At 63.0% G+C, this 18,904-nt stretch carries 21 protein-coding genes; 7 read left to right on the top strand and 14 right to left on the bottom strand.

Annotation, left to right across the window (positions count from 1 at the left end; all coding sequences use genetic code 11):
* Window positions 1–9: 9 nt before the first annotated feature.
* Both D8W71_RS10955 and D8W71_RS10950 read right to left on the bottom strand, forming a co-directional pair.
* Window positions 10–1,137, bottom strand: a complete 1,128-nt coding sequence (locus tag D8W71_RS10955; protein ID WP_121113402.1) for a resuscitation-promoting factor — start codon at window positions 1,135–1,137, stop codon at window positions 10–12.
* Between the two features lie 191 nt (window positions 1,138–1,328).
* A complete protein-coding gene (locus D8W71_RS10950) occupies window positions 1,329–2,168 on the bottom strand; it encodes a TatD family hydrolase (protein ID WP_121113400.1) in 840 nt (279 codons plus the stop codon).
* Between the two features lie 20 nt (window positions 2,169–2,188).
* Between D8W71_RS10950 and metG the strand changes: the two genes are divergently transcribed.
* Window positions 2,189–3,745 carry a methionine--tRNA ligase gene (gene metG / locus D8W71_RS10945; protein WP_121113398.1) on the top strand — a complete coding sequence of 519 codons (1,557 nt, stop codon included), beginning with the start codon at window positions 2,189–2,191 and terminating at the stop codon, window positions 3,743–3,745.
* A gap of 91 nt (window positions 3,746–3,836) precedes the next feature.
* Here the strand turns inward: metG and D8W71_RS10940 are convergent, their stop codons facing one another.
* Complete coding sequence (locus D8W71_RS10940; RefSeq protein WP_121113396.1) at window positions 3,837–5,219, bottom strand: WS/DGAT/MGAT family O-acyltransferase; 1,383 nt, start codon at window positions 5,217–5,219, stop codon at window positions 3,837–3,839.
* Window positions 5,220–5,352: 133 nt separating this feature from the next.
* On the opposite strand from D8W71_RS10940, the gene D8W71_RS10935 reads away from it, so the two are divergent.
* Window positions 5,353–6,366, top strand: coding sequence for an alpha/beta hydrolase (locus tag D8W71_RS10935; protein ID WP_121113394.1), 1,014 nt, complete (start codon window positions 5,353–5,355; stop codon window positions 6,364–6,366).
* Between the two features lie 15 nt (window positions 6,367–6,381).
* On the top strand, window positions 6,382–6,810 hold the full coding sequence (locus tag D8W71_RS10930; RefSeq protein ID WP_121113392.1) for an SRPBCC family protein: 429 nt from the start codon (window positions 6,382–6,384) through the stop codon (window positions 6,808–6,810).
* Here D8W71_RS10930 and rsmI read toward each other — a convergent pair.
* On the bottom strand, window positions 6,787–7,626 hold the full coding sequence (gene rsmI, locus D8W71_RS10925; protein WP_121113390.1) for a 16S rRNA (cytidine(1402)-2'-O)-methyltransferase: 840 nt from the start codon (window positions 7,624–7,626) through the stop codon (window positions 6,787–6,789). The genes D8W71_RS10930 and rsmI overlap by 24 nt on opposite strands.
* Window positions 7,627–7,686: 60 nt before the next feature.
* On the opposite strand from rsmI, the gene D8W71_RS10920 reads away from it, so the two are divergent.
* On the top strand, window positions 7,687–9,222 hold the full coding sequence (locus D8W71_RS10920; RefSeq protein ID WP_121113388.1) for a dolichyl-phosphate-mannose--protein mannosyltransferase: 1,536 nt from the start codon (window positions 7,687–7,689) through the stop codon (window positions 9,220–9,222).
* A gap of 7 nt (window positions 9,223–9,229) precedes the next feature.
* On the opposite strand, the gene D8W71_RS10915 is transcribed toward D8W71_RS10920, so the two are convergent.
* From D8W71_RS10915 to D8W71_RS10895, 5 genes are all read right to left on the bottom strand, one after another.
* Window positions 9,230–10,843 (bottom strand): BCCT family transporter, encoded by a 1,614-nt coding sequence (locus D8W71_RS10915; protein ID WP_236077834.1) that lies wholly within the window; start codon window positions 10,841–10,843, stop codon window positions 9,230–9,232.
* A gap of 98 nt (window positions 10,844–10,941) precedes the next feature.
* A complete protein-coding gene (locus D8W71_RS10910; protein ID WP_121113386.1) occupies window positions 10,942–11,373 on the bottom strand; it encodes a DoxX family protein in 432 nt (143 codons plus the stop codon).
* Window positions 11,374–11,433: 60 nt separating this feature from the next.
* On the bottom strand, window positions 11,434–11,787 hold the full coding sequence (locus tag D8W71_RS10905; protein WP_121113384.1) for a GntR family transcriptional regulator: 354 nt from the start codon (window positions 11,785–11,787) through the stop codon (window positions 11,434–11,436).
* Window positions 11,788–11,814: 27 nt separating this feature from the next.
* A complete protein-coding gene (locus tag D8W71_RS10900; protein ID WP_121113382.1) occupies window positions 11,815–12,480 on the bottom strand; it encodes an SDR family oxidoreductase in 666 nt (221 codons plus the stop codon).
* A gap of 65 nt (window positions 12,481–12,545) precedes the next feature.
* The gene (locus D8W71_RS10895; RefSeq protein ID WP_121113380.1) at window positions 12,546–13,772 is read right to left on the bottom strand and encodes an arginine deiminase; all 1,227 of its coding nucleotides are present in this window, start codon (window positions 13,770–13,772) and stop codon (window positions 12,546–12,548) included.
* Between the two features lie 79 nt (window positions 13,773–13,851).
* On the opposite strand from D8W71_RS10895, the gene soxR reads away from it, so the two are divergent.
* The gene (gene soxR / locus D8W71_RS10890) at window positions 13,852–14,310 is read left to right on the top strand and encodes a redox-sensitive transcriptional activator SoxR (protein WP_121113378.1); all 459 of its coding nucleotides are present in this window, start codon (window positions 13,852–13,854) and stop codon (window positions 14,308–14,310) included.
* Here soxR and D8W71_RS10885 read toward each other — a convergent pair whose 3' ends face one another.
* Entirely contained in the window at window positions 14,311–15,168 is an 858-nt protein-coding gene (locus D8W71_RS10885) for an SDR family oxidoreductase (RefSeq protein ID WP_121113376.1), read from the bottom strand.
* Window positions 15,169–15,267: 99 nt separating this feature from the next.
* Between D8W71_RS10885 and D8W71_RS10880 the strand changes: the two genes are divergently transcribed.
* Both D8W71_RS10880 and D8W71_RS10875 read left to right on the top strand, forming a co-directional pair.
* Window positions 15,268–15,867 carry a sulfite oxidase-like oxidoreductase gene (locus tag D8W71_RS10880; RefSeq protein ID WP_121113374.1) on the top strand — a complete coding sequence of 200 codons (600 nt, stop codon included), beginning with the start codon at window positions 15,268–15,270 and terminating at the stop codon, window positions 15,865–15,867.
* Window positions 15,864–16,580, top strand: a complete 717-nt coding sequence (locus D8W71_RS10875; RefSeq protein WP_121113372.1) for a ferredoxin reductase — start codon at window positions 15,864–15,866, stop codon at window positions 16,578–16,580. The genes D8W71_RS10880 and D8W71_RS10875 overlap by 4 nt, the downstream gene beginning before the upstream one ends.
* A 35-nt stretch (window positions 16,581–16,615) precedes the next feature.
* On the opposite strand, the gene D8W71_RS27590 is transcribed toward D8W71_RS10875, so the two are convergent.
* The 4 genes from D8W71_RS27590 to D8W71_RS10860 all read right to left on the bottom strand — a co-directional run bounded on the left by D8W71_RS27590 (window position 16,616) and on the right by D8W71_RS10860 (window position 18,589).
* Entirely contained in the window at window positions 16,616–16,786 is a 171-nt protein-coding gene (locus D8W71_RS27590) for a hypothetical protein (RefSeq protein WP_201265317.1), read from the bottom strand.
* A gap of 44 nt (window positions 16,787–16,830) precedes the next feature.
* Complete coding sequence (locus D8W71_RS10870) at window positions 16,831–17,496, bottom strand: ScbR family autoregulator-binding transcription factor (RefSeq protein ID WP_236077833.1); 666 nt, start codon at window positions 17,494–17,496, stop codon at window positions 16,831–16,833.
* 203 nt (window positions 17,497–17,699) lie between these two features.
* Entirely contained in the window at window positions 17,700–18,137 is a 438-nt protein-coding gene (locus tag D8W71_RS10865) for a GyrI-like domain-containing protein (protein ID WP_121113371.1), read from the bottom strand.
* The gene (locus tag D8W71_RS10860; RefSeq protein WP_121113370.1) at window positions 18,134–18,589 is read right to left on the bottom strand and encodes a GyrI-like domain-containing protein; all 456 of its coding nucleotides are present in this window, start codon (window positions 18,587–18,589) and stop codon (window positions 18,134–18,136) included. The genes D8W71_RS10865 and D8W71_RS10860 overlap by 4 nt, the downstream gene beginning before the upstream one ends.
* Between the last annotated feature and the right edge of the window lie 315 nt (window positions 18,590–18,904).

Here is an 18,904-nt window from a genome sequence, read left to right as displayed (position 1 = left end):
GGTCGATGTTCACCGGTAGCCGAGTCGGGAGGTGCATGCAGGCCAGGCGCCCCAGCCCTGCGAGCGCTGAGTGACCGACCCGATGGCGATCTGCTCTTCACGCGTCGCAAGGTCCGCGCGCGGCGCGTACTTGAGGCCGCCCTGGCGTTCCCAGGTGTTCTGATCGAACTGGATACCGCCGTAGAAACCGTTGCCGGTGTTGATGGCCCAGTTGCCGGTCGCCTCACACTGCGCGAGGGCGTCCCAGGTTGCACCGTTCTCGACCGGCGGGACCTCGGTGCCAGGCTTGGCGCCGACCCGAACCACCTTGGGCTGCGCGGGCACCTTGACGACCTCGTCGACCTGCTCGCGACCGACCTCGGCGCCGTTGACGGTGTTGACGTTCCAGGTGATGTCGGAAATACCCGGTGCACCTGGATTCTCGACGACAGTACGGCTCATGTTCATCGTCGGATCCTCGATGCGCTGCTCGGGTGGCGCGACATCGGTGGTTTCGGTCTTGGTCTCAGTGCGGTCGCGAGTGACGACGATTTCGACGCCGTCGGTGACGGTTGCGTCCGGCGCCGGGGTCACGGTGTCTGCCTGCTCGAGTGGCGCGCCCGCTTCTGCGAGGAACTCGCGAACCGTCGGGGCAGCCAAGGTGACCGGCGCGGGTGCAGTCGATCCGTCGACGAGCGAGACCTGCTTGGGCAGGGCTACGTCGAGTTCGGTGCCTTCGAGGGGAAGCCGCTCGCCTCGGGAAGCGCTGACGTGCACGTCCTCGGCGAGGTCCATCTGTTGAAGCGCCTCGTCGACGGTCAACGCCGTAGTCCAGATCTGCTGGGGCTGGCCGTCCACCGTCACGCTCAATTCGCGAGCGCGCCGAAGGACGACAGTTTCGCCATCCGACAGCGACGAGTCTGCAGACGGCGCCACGAGATCCTTGTCACCCGGTTCGTATCCGGCCGCCTGCAGTGCGCCGTTGACGTCGGACGTCATCGTGCTGAGCGTGATCATTTCGCCATCGACGTCGATTGTCACGGTTTTGTGACGAGCAACGGCGACGGCGCCCCCGACGATCAGCGTGGCCAGCAGCGCAGCTACCACCAGGTAGAGCGTGAGCGACCTGGTGGAGTTGAGTCTGGCAATACTGGACACAAGTGATTCCTGAATTCGTGGAGCGCAAAACGCCCGTCGGCTGGATCACGGTACGGTAACGAATCGGTGGACATCCTGCAACTCTGGCAGCTTTGCCGCCCGTGCGTGCGTAGTTACCGCCGGCCGTAACTACGCACTCACCGGGGCGAGGGCCTGCTCGTGAGCGCGTAATGACACTGGGGCGTCATCACTCACGCACGGGCGCGAAGCGCGTAGACCCTTTCGGCATTCGCAGTGACCTGCGCAGCCAGTTCGACCGGGTCCTGTCCACGGATCTCGGCCAACGCCCGGGCGGTGTACGGCAGGCAGTACGGCTCGTTGGGTGCACCGCGGAACGGATGGGGCGTCAAGAATGGGGCGTCGGTCTCCACCAGCAACTGATCGTCGGGGATCAGCACAGCGGCCTCACGTAAGGCGTGGGCGTTCTTGAAGCTGACAGTCCCAGACAGACTCAGCACGTATCCAGCGTCGATACATGCTCGCGCAGTCTCGGGTCCCGACGAGAAGCAGTGGAAGATAACCGTCTCGGGCGCACCCTCCTCCTTCAGCACCGAGAGCAAGTCTTCGTCGGCCTCGCGGTTGTGGATCATCAGCGGCTTACCGAGCCGTTTGGCCAGGTCGATGTGCCAGCGGAAGCCGCTCTGCTGCTCGTCGATGCTCGCGCACCCGTCGAGCTTGCCAGGCCAGTAGTAGTCGAGCCCGGTTTCCCCGACGGCAACGACCCGCGGATTCGCCGCCAGCCGCTCGATCTCGGCCTTCACCTCATCGGTCAGCACGTTGGCCCGCGTCGGGTGGATTGCGACGGCAGCCCACACCCTCGCGTCCCAGCCTGCGGCGTCGACGGCGAACCGAGCGGCGTCCAGGTCGTCGGCGACCGTCACCACTCTGCCGACTCCGACGGACTCGGCACGATCGAGGATTTCGGCCACACTCGCGGCGTCGGATGCCCCGCAGGCATCGAGGTGCGTGTGGGCGTCGACGAGGCTGTGCAGGGGCTCGGGCAAAGGTGGTGCGGGACGTTCTCTACTCACGCCGATAGAGTAGGCGAACCATGACTGCGCCAGCTGATGCCTCACGGCCCTCCTTCTATGTCACGACCGCAATCGCGTACCCGAACGGCGTCCCGCACATCGGACACGCGTACGAGTACATCTCGACGGACGTGATCGCCAGATTCAAGCGACTCGACGGATTCGACGTCATGTTCCTGACGGGAACCGACGAGCACGGCCTGAAGATGCAGCAGACGGCTACCAAAGAAGGCATCGACGTCCGCGATCTCGCGACGCGCAACTCGGACGTGTTCAAGAAGCTCGACGAGGTCCTCGACATCTCCTACGACCGGTTCATCCGCACGACGGACGCCGATCATCACGCGGCCAGCCAAGCCATCTGGGACAAGATGGTCGAGCGCGGCGACATCTACCTCGACGCGTTCGCCGGCTGGTACTCGGTTCGCGACGAAGCCTTCTACACCGAAGGCGAAACGACGCTGACCGAGGACGGTTCCCGGGTCGCGACCGAGACGAATACGCCGGTCGAATGGACGGAGGAGGCGTCGTACTTCTTCAAGCTCTCCGCGTACCAGGACAAACTTCTCGAGCTGTACGACGCCAATCCCGGCTTCATCGCGCCGAACACTCGCCGCAACGAGATCGTCAGCTTCGTCAAAGGCGGTCTACGGGATCTGTCGATCTCCCGGACGACGTTCGACTGGGGCGTCCAGGTGCCGAACGATCCCGCCCACGTCATGTACGTCTGGGTCGACGCCCTGACCAACTACCTCACCGGCGTCGGGTACCCGGACGGTTCGTCGGAGAAGTTCGCCAAGTACTGGCCTGCCGACCTGCACATCATCGGCAAGGACATCACGCGTTTCCACACCGTGTACTGGCCTGCGTTCTTGTTGTCCGCGGGCATCGAACTTCCCAAACGGGTGTTCGTGCACGGATTCTTGAACAACAAGGGCGAGAAGATGTCCAAATCGGTCGGCAACGTTGTCGACCCGTTCGCACTCGTCGACGAGTTCGGCCTCGACCCTCTCCGCTTCTTCCTGCTGCGTGAGGTCTCGTACGGCCAGGACGGAAGCTACAGCGCCGAGGCCATCGTCACGCGTATGAACGCGGACCTGTCCAACGAACTCGGCAACCTCGCGCAGCGCTCGCTGACGATGGTGGCCAAGAACCTCGAGGGGAAGGTCCCGACGCCTGGGCCGTTCACCGACGACGACGAGGCGTTGCTCGCCCGCGCCGACGCCCTGCTCGACATCTGCCGTCGCGAATTCGACGTTCAGGCGCTGCACACTGCTCTCGAGGCGATTTGGTCGGTGCTCGGCGAGACGAACCGCTACTTTTCGCAGCAAGAGCCGTGGGTGCTGCGCAAGACCGACCCCGACCGCATGGCCACCGTGCTGTACGTGACGCTCGAAGTCCTGCGCATCGTCGGCATTCTCGTGCAACCGGTGATGCCAGGTTCGGCAGCGCGCATCCTCGAACTACTCGGCAACCCGGCCCGCGAGTTCGTCGACATCGCGACGCGCATCGTGCCGGGCGTCCAGCTGCCCGCGCCGTCGCCGGTGTTCCCGAAATACGAGCCGAAGGACGTCTAGCCCCATCGCTTGAATGATCCATTCATACGATCAGATAGCTACAGAGGCCCATTCAAGCGAGCAGGAGCCACCCCAGCCAACCCGGGGCGGCTCAATTCGACGCCAGCACTGCCTTTTCCAACTCCTCCAACGTGTTTTCCAGGTGCGTGAGCATGCGCTGGAGGTGCGGGACGCTGCGGCGGCAACCGATGAGCCCGAAGTTCAAGGAATCACCGTTGCTGGCGACGGTGATGTTCAGGGCCATGCCGTCGCAGACGATGGACGCGGGGTAGATTCCGTCGAGTTTTGCTCCGTTCCAATACAATTCCTCTTTCGAGCCCGGAACGTTGGAGATGATGACGTTGAACGGCGGCGGAGTGTTGTTGACGAACCCAGGTACCGGTCCGAACAGCAACGGGAGCATCGTAACCGCGCCGATGGCAAGGGATTCGAGAGTGTTGAGTTCTCGCATCATCTCCTTGCCCTTGTTGGTGGAATCGGTGATGCATGCCAGACGGTCCAGCGGATCGGACTCGTGTGTGCCGAGATTGCACAAAATCGTCGAGACCGAGTTGCCCGGCCCGCTGTCCTCCCCCGGCTTACGCAGCGACACCGGAACCATTGCAATCAAAGGCGATTCGGGTAGGGCGTCCTGGTCGATGAGATAGCCGCGCAATGCGCCGGAACACATGGCGAGCACGATGTCGTTCAACGTGACGTCCAACGCTTTGGCCACGGTGGTCATTCGCTCGATCGACCAGCTTTCGGCGGCGAACCGTCGGGCGCCTCCGATGGGGACGTTGAACATCGTTCGAGGTGCACGCAGGGGCAACTGTGCGCCCTCGTTCTTCAACGCGCGCACGCCGATACGGGCAGTGGCGGGGACGAAATCGGCCAGGTCTCCGGCGATCTTGCGTCCCAGGGACAAGCCCCCGGTCACCTTCTCCAGGGTCGACAACTCCGCCGGGGCCGACTTCTTCTTGAACAGCGACGGATCCCACGTCGCAACTCCGCTGCGATCCTCGGGATCGGGCGAGAGGGTGTTCAGCATGAGCTTCAACGCCGACACTCCGTCGACCAGCGAGTGGTGCACCTTGGTGTAGAGCGCGATTCTGCCGTCGGCGAGTCCCTCGATGATGTGCAGTTCCCACATGGGTCGGTAGCGGTCGAGTGGGGTGCTGTGGTTGAGCGAGATGAACTGGAACAGCTCCCTGATGCGACCCGGCGCGGGCAGCACGACGCGGCGCACGTGGTACTCGAAGTCGATGTCGTCCTCCCGCGACCACGCGAGAGAGCCCATCACGTTGACCGGACGGCCCGGGCGTTTGCGAAAGAGCTCATGGACTTCACCTGTTGTGAACTGTGTGTGGATCGACTCGGCGAGGTCGTGAGGTTCCCCAGCAGGTACGAATAACTGCAGTCCCCCGACATGCATGGGGTGTTCTCTGGACTCCGCGATCAAGAACATCGATTCGGTAACGGGCATGAGCGCCATGTGCGATCACCTTTACGCCTAGTTTCGATCACGGTGTGACATCGAACACGATCCCACGTTTAGACAACCTAGGTCACCGGTTATTGTCCGTTACAGAGAGTCCCAAGTAAGCGTACGAGAGGAGGCGAGGACGATGACCACCGTGCTCTCCGCACCGAGTCAGCCGTCTACCAGCAGCTCGACCAGGCTGGACGTGCACGGCAGAAGCCTCGGCTCCCGCGCACTCGCTACATACCTGCAGCTCACGGTCCGACCGTTTCTCACCGTGTGGTCCAAAGCGCCCGATCTGCCGTGGCCGATGGGGCTCGTCGACTACGCAGGAATGCTGGTCCCCCCGCTCAAAGGCACCAAGGTCAGCACGGTGATGCTCGCCGATTGCAAGGCCGAATGGATCCGCGCCGAGGGCGTGAGCAACGACCGGGTCGTGCTCTACCTGCACGGCGGCGCCTTCGTCTGTTGCGGCCTGAACACCCACCGTCGCCTCACCTCGCGTGTCTCACAGAGCGTCGACGGGCCTGTTCTGTCGGTCGACTACCGGATGATGCCGCGAAACCCCATTGCCCACGCGGTGGAGGACGGCGTCGACGGCTACCGCTTCCTGCTGGACTCCGGGTACCGGCCGGATCAGATCTTCATCGCGGGTGATTCTGCGGGCGGCTATCTGGCCTTCATGGTCTCGTTGATGCTGCGCGATTTGGGCTTGCCGACGCCGGCGGGCATCTTCACGATGTCGCCGCTGACCGACATGGATCCGACGAACAAGATCGAGCACGACAACGCATCCCGGTGCGCGGTTTTCCCATCGGGCGCGGTTCCCGCACTGACCGTTCTCGCCGACCGAGTCGACGCGAAAATAGTCGTCGACGGTGTACGCGGACCTCGGGTGTCGCCGGTCGATGCAGATCTGACCGGCCTACCGCCGGTGCTGATTCAGGCCGGGTCCTCCGAAATGGTGCTCGCCGACGCCGAACTGATGGCCGATCGACTCGACGCCGCCGGTGTCGACTGTGAACTCGAAGTGTGGGAGGGCCAGGTCCACGTCTTCCAGGCGGCGGATTTTCTACCCGAAGCACACCGCGCTCTGCGAAAGATCGGACGATTCGTCAAGTCCCGTAGGGCGATTCCCGTTGCCCAGGACTCGGCCTGAGCTACGTTTGTTCTCATGGCAGTCACCGCAGATACAGAGGTCGATATCGCAGCCGAGCCGGCAGCGGTACTCGAAGTGCTCATGGACGTCGAAGGGCTACCCGCGTGGTCGCCCGTCCACAAGAAGATCGAAATCGTCGACACGTTCGAGGACGGCAAGCCCCACCACGTGAAGATGTCGGTGTCGATCCTCGGCATCAACGACGAGCAGACCGTCGAATACACGTGGGCGGAGAACAAGGTCATCTGGGATCTGGTCGAAGGGTCTCAACAGAAGTCGCAGCACGGTGAATACACCCTCACCCCGACCGACAAGGGAACGCACGTGAAGTTCTCCCTGACGGTCGAGCCGAAGATCCCGATCCCCGGCTTCCTCGTGAAGAAGGGGACCAAGACCATCCTCGCCGCCGCGACCGAAGGTCTACGTCAGCAAGTCGTCGGCTGAGCTTCTCGAGGCCAAGACGGCCTCGTACAGCTCACGCTTGCTGACGCCGTCGACCGCCAGCTGAGCGCATGCGTCCTTCAACCGCATGCCCGACGCCACCAGCTCCTCGACGTCGTCGATGAGGTCCTCCGGTTCCGACGCCACCGCGACGGCTCCGGCCAGCACGACGGTGATCTCTCCGCGGACGCCCTCCGCGGCCCAGGCAGCGAGCTCGCCCAGCGTTCCGCGCTTGACCTCTTCGTAGGTCTTGGTGAGCTCCCTGCACACCGCGGCTCGGCGTTCCGGCCCCAGTACCGCCACGGCGTCGTCCAAGCTGGCAGCGAGGCGGTGAGGCGCCTCGAAGAACACACAGGCGCGGGATTCCGTTTTCAGCGACTCGAAGAACCGGATGCGCTGGCCCTGCTTGCGCGGTGGAAACCCGTCGAAACAGAAGCGTTCCACCGGCAGACCCGACAGCGCGAGGGCCGTCGTGACCGCCGAGGGCCCAGGTAGGCAGGTGACGGGGAGATCAGCCTCGACGCACGCCGCGACCAGCCGGTATCCCGGATCGCTCACCGACGGCATGCCGGCGTCGGTGACGAGAAGGACCGATTTGCCGTCGCGAACCGCCTCGACCAGCCCGGGGAGACGAGCGGTCTCGACCTGGTCGTAGAAGCTGACCACCTTGCCGGTGATCGTCACCCCGAGTCCCGACGCCAACTGTTTGGTCCGGCGGGTGTCCTCGGCTGCGACGACGTCGGCCGTGGCCAATGCGTCGCGCAGTCGCTGGGACGCATCGCCGACATCGCCCATCGGGGTGGCGGCAAGGATCAACATCTCTACAGTCTCTCGTACTCCCGTCGCCTGGAACCTGGGGCCTGCCCCTACGATCGGTACGTGGCCTTGTTGACCGAGCGGTTCGTCGTCAGTCCCGGCCCGAGTGCACCTGCGGCCGACTACTACCGCGACACCGATCGCCGACGGGGTTGGATCGTCACACTGGTGATCACTGCGATCGCGGCAATCACGCGTTTCGCGATGCTTCGGTATCCGACCGATGCGGGTACCCCGGTGTTCGACGAGAAGCACTACGCACCCCAGGGCTGGCAAGTGCTGACCGGCGGAGGAATCGAGGACAACCCCGCCTACGGACTCGTCGTTCACCCTCCGGTCGGCAAGCAACTGATCGCGGTCGGCGAAGCGATCTTCGGATACAACGGCTGGGGGTGGCGATTCTCGGCCGCGCTCGCGGGAACTCTGTTGGTGCTGATCGTCATTCGCATCGTGCGGCGCCTGGCTCGTTCGACTCTCGTCGGTGCCATCGCCGGAATTCTGATGATCGCCGACGGTGTTCTGTTCGTGTCGTCGCGGATCGGAATGCTCGATATCTTCTTGGCGTTCTTCGTCACGGCTGCAATGGGCTGTCTCGTCGTGGACCGAGACGATGTTCGACGACGAATGGCGATCGTTCGCAGCGAAGGCCGTATGGCGGCAAGCGGATTCGGTCCTCGTCTCGGCATTCGGTGGTGGCGGTTCGGCGCGGGTGTTCTGCTGGGCCTCGCCTGCGGCACCAAATGGTCCGGCCTGTACTTCATTGCATTCTTCGGACTGCTGTCCGTGGCTTTCGACGTCGCTGCCCGCCGCGCATACGGTGTGCAGCGGCCGTGGATCGGGACCGCCGTTCGCGATGTCGGTCCTGCCCTGTACGCGCTCGTCGTCATTCCGGTGATCGTGTACCTGTGCAGCTATTCGGGGTGGTTCGCGAGCGAGAACGGTGTCGACCGCCATGCCGTCGGGAATCAGATCGGCACCGGCGGGCCGTTCTCCTTCGTGCCGGGCGCGCTGCGATCACTGTGGTACTACAGCGGCAATGTCCTGAAGTTCCACGAGGGGCTGACGAACTCGGCCGGCAACGTCCACCCGTGGGAGTCCAAGCCGTGGACGTGGCCGATGGGCCTTCGCCCGATGCTGTACTACTTCGCCGAGGGCGACAACGTGCAGGGCTGCTCGGCAGGCTCGTGTGTCAAGGCGATCATGCTCATCGGCACACCTGCGATGTGGTGGCTCGCGGTCCCGATGCTGCTGTGGTGCATGTGGATGATGCTGGTGCGTCGGGACTGGCGATTTGCCGTGGTGCTGACCGGCTACGGTGCCGCCTACCTCCCCTGGTTCGCCACGCTCGATCGCCAGATGTACTACTTCTACGCCGTTGCGCTCGCTCCGTTCATGATCATGGGCTTCGCACTGATCCTCGGCCAGATAATCGGCCGGGCACGCGCGTCGGCCGAGCGCAGAGGCACCGGACTTCTCCTGGTGTGCCTCTACCTCGGCCTCGTCGTCGCGAATTTCGTGTGGTTGTGGCCCATCCTGACCGGGATGCCCATCACACCTGATCTGTGGCAACGCCAGCTCTGGTTGCCGAGCTGGCGCTGATGCCCGACTAGGTGTGCTTGACCTTGCCTCGCAGCTTCTTCGGCTTGGCCACGCTGACCACCAGTGGATCCTTCGACAGATCCTTGTAGAGCGAGACACACAATCCGATCATCACGAGGACGAACGGTGCGGCCGCGATGATCGTCATCGTCTGAAGTCCGTTGAGCGCATCGGCACCACCGGTCCAGAGCATCAGCGCGGCGATACCGCCGGTGAGGATGCCCCAGAACACCACTACCCACCTGCTCGGTTCCATGGTGCCGTGCTGGCTCAACGTTCCCATGACCATCGACGCTGCGTCGGCACCCGAGACGAAGAAGATCGCAACGAGCACCATCACCAACACGCTGGAAATGCCTGCGATGGGCAGGTTTTCGAGCATGCCGAACAATTGGGATTCGCTGCTGTCTCGTCCGGCGAGGTCGATTCCGTTCTGCTGTTCCGCGATTCCCGCACCACCGAAGATGGAGAACCACACCAGGCTCACCGTGCTCGGGACGAGGATGACGCCGATGACGAACTCACGGATGGTGCGGCCACGGCTGATGCGTGCGAGGAACATGCCGACGAACGGCGTCCAGGAGACCCACCACGCCCAGTAGAAGATGGTCCACGACGACAACCAGGTTGCCGTTTCGCCGCCGTCTCCCGACGCCGCCGACCGAGCGGACATGTGTACGAGCTCGGCGAAGTAGTCGCCGATGGTGGTCGGAATCAAGTTCAGGATCAGCACTGTCGGGCCGAGGACGAACACGAAGACGGCCAGGACGAGCGCGAGAACCATGTTGATGTTGGAGAGCCACTGAATTCCCTTGGCGACGCCCGAGACCGCAGACGCCACGAACGCCAGCGTCAGCAGTGCCACGATCGCCACGAGGAGCAGCGTGCCGGACTCACCGAGCCAGCCGAGAACCTCGAACCCGGACCCGATCTGCAACGCTCCCAGCCCGAGAGAGGCTGCGGTACCGAACATCGTCGCGAAGATCGCCAAAATGTCGATGACCTTGCCGATCGGACCGTCGGCGCGACGCCCGAGCAGCGGAATGAACGCTGAGCTGATCAGCTGTTTTCTGCCCTTGCGATACGTTCCGTACGCGACGGCGAGCCCGACGACTGCGTAGATCGACCAGGGGTGAAGACTCCAGTGGAACATCGTCGTTGCCAGCGCGGCACCGATGGTCCCGTCGGATCCGGGCGGTGGGCTTACGAAGTGCGACAACGGCTCTGCGACACCGAAGAACATCAAGCCGATGCCCATGCCCGCACTGAACATCATGGCGATCCAGCTGATGGTGTGGAACTCGGGCTTCTCGCCGTCTTTTCCGAGTGGGATCTGACCGAATTTGCTGACGGCCAGATAGATCGAGAAGATGACGAAACCCGAGGCTGCGATGATGAACAGCCAACCGATGTTCGTCACGAGCCAGCCGAGTATCGAGGTGGTGGTCGATTCGAGTGAGTCTGCGGCGACCAAACCCCAGATCAGAATTGCAGCCGTGATCGCTGCGGTGATACCGAAGACGATGAAGTCGGTACGGGGGCCTTGCCCGTCGGGAAGAAAATTCTTGTCGGGACCTTCTCGACCGAGTGAACCCTGAGATCGTTCGGTATTCGTAGCCATACGTAACCTAAGCACTACCGAGCGAATGTTTGCCCGGTAACGGGTACATATTTACGGCAACGCAATCCAGCGATCCCAGGGTTCATCTGCGAAATGGGTTATGCGCGCGCCTTCGCGAAGCTGGTCTTGCCCCCGAACACGCCGTCGAGGCTGAAGCGTCCGGCACCGACGGCTGCGAGCAGAAGCGAACCGACACCGAGCGCGACCACGAGTTCGTATCCACCCTCGGACACGAAAACACCCAGGTCGTAGTGCACGAAGAGGAATGCGCCGAGCATGTCGAGGAACAGCAGGATCCCGATGATCGGGGTGAAGATACCGAGAACGAGAGCCACACCGCCGACCAGTTCGACGAACGTGGCGAAGTACGCCGAGACGATAGGCAGCGGGACACCCATGCCTTCGAAGCCTGCTTTGGTCGCCTCGAGGCCGTTGGTGTTGAGCTTCTGCCAGCCGTGAGCGATGAAGACGACGCCGAGGCCGATACGGGCCACGAGGGTTGCGATGTCGCGGAAGATGGTCGAGTTCATGGATGATCCTTCGGGCACGACAATGGGACGAGGACACCCTGACACATCACGGTTGAAGCGTCAACTTAAAGCCGTGTCGACGTACCCTCGAATGCGATCGTCCGACAGGCCGAGGGCCCGCAGTTCTGCCACGTACGCCACCGCCGCCCTCGCCGCGCTGTCCTCCGTCGGGTCGCCGCCCGACGCGATGAACGTCCCCAGTCTCCCGCGAGCGGAGATGACGCCCTGCGCTTCGAGCTCCTTGTAGGCCTTCGCGACGGTGTGGGGCGCGACCCCGAGCTCTTCGGCCAGACCCCTCACCGTGGGGATCTTGGTTTCGGCAATCAGCTCTCCCGTGCGCACGAGGTCGAGAATTCCAGCACGGAGTTGTTCGAACAGCGGCGTCTTCGACGCCGGATCGATGTGAATACGCATGCTGGAATGTCTACACTCCGCTGCTGCCTAGATTGCGGCGATCGCATCCTCGATGGTCGTCTCGCCCGACGTCAACATCACGGTCTTGCCGATCGTCGACGGTGCCTCGAGCAGCGCCGCGATGACGGCAGCGACATCGGCGCGCGGTACGGTCCCACGATCCAACGGCGGTGTCGACAGTGCGATGTGACCGCTCGCTTCGTCGTCGGTCAGTCCGCCCGGTCGCAGAATCGTCCACTCCAACTTCGTTCGAGCCTTCAGATCCTCTTCCGCCGCGGTTTTCGCCTCGATGTAGGCCTTCCAGGTGTCCCCGGCGTCGTCGGCCACGGGCTCCCCCGCTCCGAACGAACTGACCTGGACGAACCGCGCCACGCCTGCCTTCTCGGCCGCATCCGCGAGCAGAACCGACGCACCGCGATCGACGGTGTCTTTCCGCTCGATCCCGCCTGATGGGCCTGCACCCGCCGCAAACACCGCACCGTCGGCGTCGTGCAGCAGCGCCGCGACGTCGTCGACCGACGCCGTTTCGAGGTCGATCACCTCCGGCAACGCGCCGAGGGCGGCAACAGCGTTGGCGTGCTCCGGATTTCGGATCAACGCAACCGCGCGGTCACCCTGTGCGGTCAACACCCCGATGAGGTGTTGCGCGATTTGTCCGTGTCCACCGGCAATTACAATTCTTCGATCAGTCATCGAAAACGCCTACCCTCGCGGCGCCGTCGACAAACATGACGGTGCGCTGTCGCTCGACCGACAACTCACAGGAGCGAATCCCGCGCCACCGGGCACGACATGCACCTCGGGCCGCCGCGGCCCGAACCGAGTTCCGAACCACTGATCCGCAGCACCTCGATGCCCGACGCCTCCAGCCGCGCGTTGGTCTCGACGTTGCGCTCGTAGGCGACGACGACTCCCGGGGCCAACGCGAGCGTGTTGTTGCCGTCATCCCACTGCTCACGTTCGGCGGTGACGGTATCGAGGCCGGTGTCGATGACGCGCAACTTGCCGATTCCCATCGCGTCGGCGGCCGCTTCGAGAAACGGGTCGGCGCCCCGGATGCTCACTGTTGCGTCCTCGCGACGAATGGTGAAGGCGGACAGGGTGTGCGCGATGTTCGGGTACATCACGACGGCGTCGGTGTCGACCATGGTGCAGACGGTATCGAGGTGCATCGACGCACGCTCCTGCGCGATCGGGACCGCGAGGACAGTATGCGCGAGTCCGTCGTCGAACAGACTGCGCGCCAACGCTTCTGCTCCCGCCGGTGTCGTACGCTCGCCGACTCCGACTGCAACCACCCCCGGTGCCAGCAACAACACGTCTCCACCCTCGACAGGCGCGGTGCGTGATTCGTACGCGCGCCGCGCACCACGAAAACGTGGGTGGAACGCGTAGATGAGGTCGGTGAGCGTGGTTTCTCGTAGCCGCGCAGGGAGCGCCAACGACGTGATCGCAACCTGATTTCCGATCCAGAACGACGAGTCCCTCGTGAACAACAAGTTCGGCAGCGGCTCGACGACGAAATCCCCGCCGTGATGCATACGCCGAACCAACGACGCACCGCCCAATTCGGGTTCTCCGGACTCCGCCTCCAGCAGCTCGTCGAACGTCATTCCGGCCGTCAGAACAGAAGTGAGCTCGGAGGCAGGCACGCCGCGAAGATGCGTCGACAGATCACGCGCCAACGCGCTGCCGAGCCTGCGTTCGTTCACCGCTGCCGAGATCGCCTGTATCCGCGCAGCGCCGCTGACCGTCATGGCCTCGGTGAGAAGATCGGCCAACAGCAGAACTTCGACGCCGCGCCCGCGCAGCAACTCGGCGAACGCGTCGTGCTCCTCCTGCGCCCGAGCAACCCACGGCAGGGCGTCGAACAGCAGTTGATCGTTGTTGCGCGGAGTGAGGCGCCTCAGCTCGTCTCCGGGCCGGTGGAGCATCACGGTGCGGAGCGTCCCCACTTCGGAGTCCGCGCCGAGTTCTGCGGTCATCGCTCAACCGTAGTGCGCCGGTCGCCAGCAGTGTCGGCAAGATTCAGGGTGCGGTGTAAATCAACGGGCGGCATAAACTGTGCCGATGCCCGACTGGAAGGTCCGAGAGCTCACACCCGCCCAGCTGTCCGAACGAAGCGGAGTGGCGGTGTCGGCGCTGCACTTCTACGAGAAGCAAGGCCTGATCACGAGCCGCCGCACGTCCGGTAACCAGCGCCGATACCAGCGCGAGACACTGCGTCGGGTTGCCTTCATCCGCATCTCACAAAAGGTCGGCATTCCGTTGGCGCGGATCAAGGATGCGCTGACCGACCTACCCGAGGGCCGGACTCCGACGAAGCGCGATTGGGCCAAGTTGTCGAGCCACTGGCATTCCGATCTCGACAACCGCATCGCCCAGCTCATTCGTTTGCGCGACGACCTGACCGGATGCATCGGCTGCGGATGCCTGTCGCTGTCGAGTTGCGCGCTCGCGAACCCCGCAGACGCCTTGGCCGAGGCAGGGCCGGGCGCGCGCCGTCTCGACGTGGACCTGTGATTACTTCTTCAGAAGCCTGCTGAACTGGTCGTTCGCTTTCTGCAGCACGAACTCGTAGGGGGGCGCGAACTTGCGGGCCATCCAGTAGCCGAAGCGAATGTCGTTGGACGAGTAGACAAGATAGTGATTCTTCTGGATGCCGACGAGGATGGCGTCGGCGACCGTCTCCGGTTCGACTGCTCGTTCCTCGAAGCGGTGCTGCAGTTTCTGCACCCGCGGGTCGTCGCGGTCGACGCCTGCGATCTCCAAGGTGTTCACCAAGCCCGTTTTCACTCCGCCCGGAACCACGAGACTGACGCCGATGCCGTGCCTCTTCAGGTCGTATCTCAGCACTTCCGACGCGCCGCGCAGGCCGTATTTGCTTGCGCTGTAGGCGGCGTGCCACGGCAGCGGGATCAGGCCTGCGGCAGAGGAAACGTTGACGATGCGGCCTCCGCGTCCGGCTCTCACCATCGGCGGCACGAAGTTCTCCATCACGTGTATCGGTCCCATGAGGTTGACGTCGATCATCGACTTCCAGTGCCGGTGCTGAAGATTCTCGATGGTTCCCCACGCGGAGATTCCTGCGATGTTCATGACGACGTCAAGGCTGTCGACGCCGCCGTGGACATCGGACGCGAAGGCGCAGACGGCCTCGAAGTCCGATACGTCGAACGCAGAGGACAAAGCAACGGACGAGCCTGCTGCGTCGACGGTTTCCTTGAGTCCGGTCTCGTTGATGTCGGTCAGATACAGCTCTGCGCCTGCGCGCGCCGCCGCGAGGGCGGTCGCACGCCCGATGCCGCTTCCGGCGCCGGTGATGAGCGTCTTCTTACCTCGTAGATCCCAATTCTTGCCCCGCTGAATACTGATGGCCATCGAACGTCTCGTCCCCCGGAAGTCGAAGATTCTGTAGTTCTTCGCACCTTACGCGTCGTCCGAGTTGTCGCAGGTCGGGTTCGCGAGGAGACTGTAGCGATGGCGATCGTCTCGAAGGGGTTCACCGGTAAGCGCCGCGGAAACGACGCGCGTACCCCGCCCGGCCAGTACCTGACCGAGGATTTCCCGGTGTTGTCCGTCGGCCCGACGCCTCGAGTTCGCACCGAGCAGTGGCAGTTCAGCATCGTCTCCGAGATGGGCGAGACGCAGCGGTGGAACTGGAATGAGATGCTCGCGCTTCCCGCGGAGAAGCCGACCGTCGACATCCACTGCGTCACGAAGTGGTCCAAGTTGGATACCCAGTGGCGCGGTGTATCGCTCGATACGCTGCTCGCCGGCGTCGCGACCACGGCAACGCACGTCATGGCGCACAGTCACGACGGATACACCACCAATCTCCCACTCGACGAGCTTCGTCACGGAAAAGCCTGGCTTGCATACGAATACGGCGGCAAGCCGTTGCATCCCGAGCACGGCGGACCGGCCCGACTACTGGTGCCGAATCTGTACTTCTGGAAATCCGCCAAGTGGGTGGAAAAGCTGACGCTCCTCCATCGCGACGAACCTGGATTCTGGGAACGCAACGGGTACCACGATTACGGGGATCCCTGGCAAGAGCAGAGGTATCAGGGAGATTGAACTGGCTTGTAGCGACCCTGGTCGCCAGCTACGCCGAGACGTCGACCGCGAAGACACTTGTTTTCGACGTGGAGGGCTGGCCCGGTCACAAACCCGGACAGCATGTGGACGTTCGCCTGACGGCGGAGGACGGCTACAGCGCCCAACGCAGTTACTCGATAGCTACTCCAGTAGCCGGTAACACCGTCGCCCTGACGATCCAGACAGTCGACGACGGTGAGGTCTCCCCGTACCTGACCGGGGTTCTCGAGGTCGGCGAGCAGGTCGAACTGCGCGGTCCAGTCGGCGGTTGGTTCGTGTGGGAGACGACGAACCCAGCGCCGGTGCTGCTGATAGCTGGCGGCTCCGGCATCGTGCCGCTGATGTCGATGATTCGGGCACGCGTCGACAGCGGCCGACGGACGCCGTTCCGATTGGTCTATTCGGTGCGTTCCCCCGACGAACTGCTCTACGGCGACGAACTACGCGACCTTCCGGAAGGCATCGACGCTGCACTCCGGTACACCCGAAAAGCGCCACAGCAGTACAAGGAACGAGTCGGACGTCTGGCGCCGACTGATCTCGTATCCGAAAGCTGGTCCGCCGATCGCGCGCCCGCCTGCTTCGTCTGTGGGCCGACAGGTTTCGTCGAAGCCGCGGCCGACATGCTCGTCGCCGACGGCCACCTGCCGTTCCGCATCAAAACGGAACGATTCGGCCCGTCAGGCTCATGACTCCTGGCGTCGACTGAGCCTTGCCTGTCGACGCCCTAGTGCCGCGTCGACATCTCGTCGCGATAGTCCGAAGCCGTGCGCTCGATGCGCACCGCATCGTCCTCGAACCCGCGACGACGGGCGTCGTCGGCACGGCTCTGTAGCGTCTTGATCGCCTTGCGGAGTTCGGCGTCGGACATCCGATGCTCGGTGACAGTGTGGTTCATATCACACAGTGTCCGCTCGAAGCTCTCGCTCCGCAAGCACGTGCTCAGACGTGAACGGACTCGTCCAGCAGTTCGGACGACGGAATGAAACTCGACAGGCTCCGGGCAGCGAACTGACGGAAGTAGCCCAGCTTGTCCGGTGGCACGAGTGAGGGAAGGACGGTGTTCCAGACCTTCTCCATGCGCGACGGGGCCGATTCGAGCGTGGACTGCGCCTCGGAGACCATCAACACCCCGGCCAGCATCTCGCACACGAGCAACGCAGCATTGGCCGAGTCGAGGTGGTCGGCGACGTCTCCGTGCTCGATGGCGCGGCCGAAAAGGTGCTCGAAGATGTTGCCCCAAGTGCCGAAAACGCTTCCGCGCGCGGTCTCAGAACCGTCGATCTCCATCTGGAGGCGGTACATGACACGTACAAGCGGATCCGACGCCGCCAATTCCAGCACCGAATAGGAGATGCCGATGACCGACTCGAGCGCTGGCGACCTGCTGTCGACGAGACCGGCACATGCGGTGGAGACACGCTCGTGACCCTCGTCGACGATCGCGCGAGCAAGTTCTTCCTTGGAGGCGAAGTGGAAGTACAGCGCACCCTTGGTCACGCCCGACTGCGCGGAGACCTGACTCAACGTCGCGTTGGCATGTCCGACCTCCAGAAAAAGATCTGCGGCCGCGCGCAGTGCTGCTGCACGTGTTGCTTCTGCCCTCAATTGCCTAACCATGAACTCTTCACCCCTGCTCCAGTTGTCCACCGATGACACCGACGCCGCCTGCTGGGACTGCGCTTGGTGGATCGAAATCCGTGTCTTCGAATTCGTGAACCACCGTCAGTCCGGTTGCGCAGGCTAATACTAACCCGACACGTATCCCTATTGTGATCCTCGCGTGACAAATAGGTGATGGGTTCGGCGAATCAGATAACTATGGATATATAAAGTTCCACTTCGCCGGAATTTGTAACGACTTCGATGTCCTCTTTGTACGCACGGAACAGCTCGCCGTTTGCGGTGGCGTCGTCCACCTGGGACCAGACGTCCTCGACCGGATCTTGGATCAAACCGCTGGGTACGAACACTGCAAACACGCCGCTCGGAACATGAACGAACACATCGCCGACGGGTACTTCACTCGGCGACGCATACGGCGCAGCAATTATCGCGTTGTAGTCCCCGGCCGAATCCGGAACATAAACGGTACTGATATTTGCACCATTGTGTGGGTCACGATCTCGAATTCTCTCGCGCAGAAATCGACACAGCTCGCTGGTGCTGGTTTCGGCACCCGGAACTACGCGCGGAGCCACGAGCCCGCCGAACAATTCCGCACTTCTCGCGGTGACACGATGACTCACGCGGACAGCCTCGACTGCTCGATCGACAGATACAAATCGATCTTGTAAGCGTGCGGATAGCACTCGTAGTCCGCGGTGAAGATTCGGGTGATTTCTTGCTGTTGCTCGGCATGCTCGATCTGTTGCCACAAGCGCACCATGACGTCAGGGAAGTGCCCGACGGCGGAGAACTTGGCGTAGCGGGCACGCGGCACCTTGGCCACCAGGTGACCCCTGGCCACCTGACTCAGCGACGAGCATTTGTACCCGACGATTTGGATGTTGTAGGAGCCGATGCCCGGTGCGTAGTCCGTATAGATCGACGCAAGCGGCCCACTGGTTTCCTGCTTGAGAACCGAGGACCACGCCTGATCCAACGCGGGATCGTTCAACCGTCCCAACGCGCGTTTAGGACTACGGACGGGCAAACCTGCAACCCACGTTTCTTCGAGGTCGACGATCTCGAAAGTCATACACCACTCCATACAACTCGGGGCCGCAAAAACTACCCGCGGCCGGGGTGACGTTTCCCCAGCAGACGTCGACCATCAATTCAAGATTCTTCAACTGCTCAGCAAGACTACCGGCCTACCTGGAACCTGATGCACGCACAGGAGCATCCCGTGGAGACCGGAGTTCCTGCAAAATCGCGATGGAGCAACCGTACGACCGGACATACCGCCGAATACAGGACGTCGCCCACACTGAGATCCCGAAAACGTAGACAAAGACCGCTTGTGTCCGGTAACAATACTTCGGGTCGTCGTCGAGACGACCTGATCGTCGAA

The sequence above is a fragment of the Rhodococcus sp. P1Y genome (genome assembly GCF_003641205.1).
GTDB lineage: Bacteria > Actinomycetota > Actinomycetes > Mycobacteriales > Mycobacteriaceae > Rhodococcoides.
This window is presented reverse-complemented; position numbering and strand designations above follow the sequence as displayed.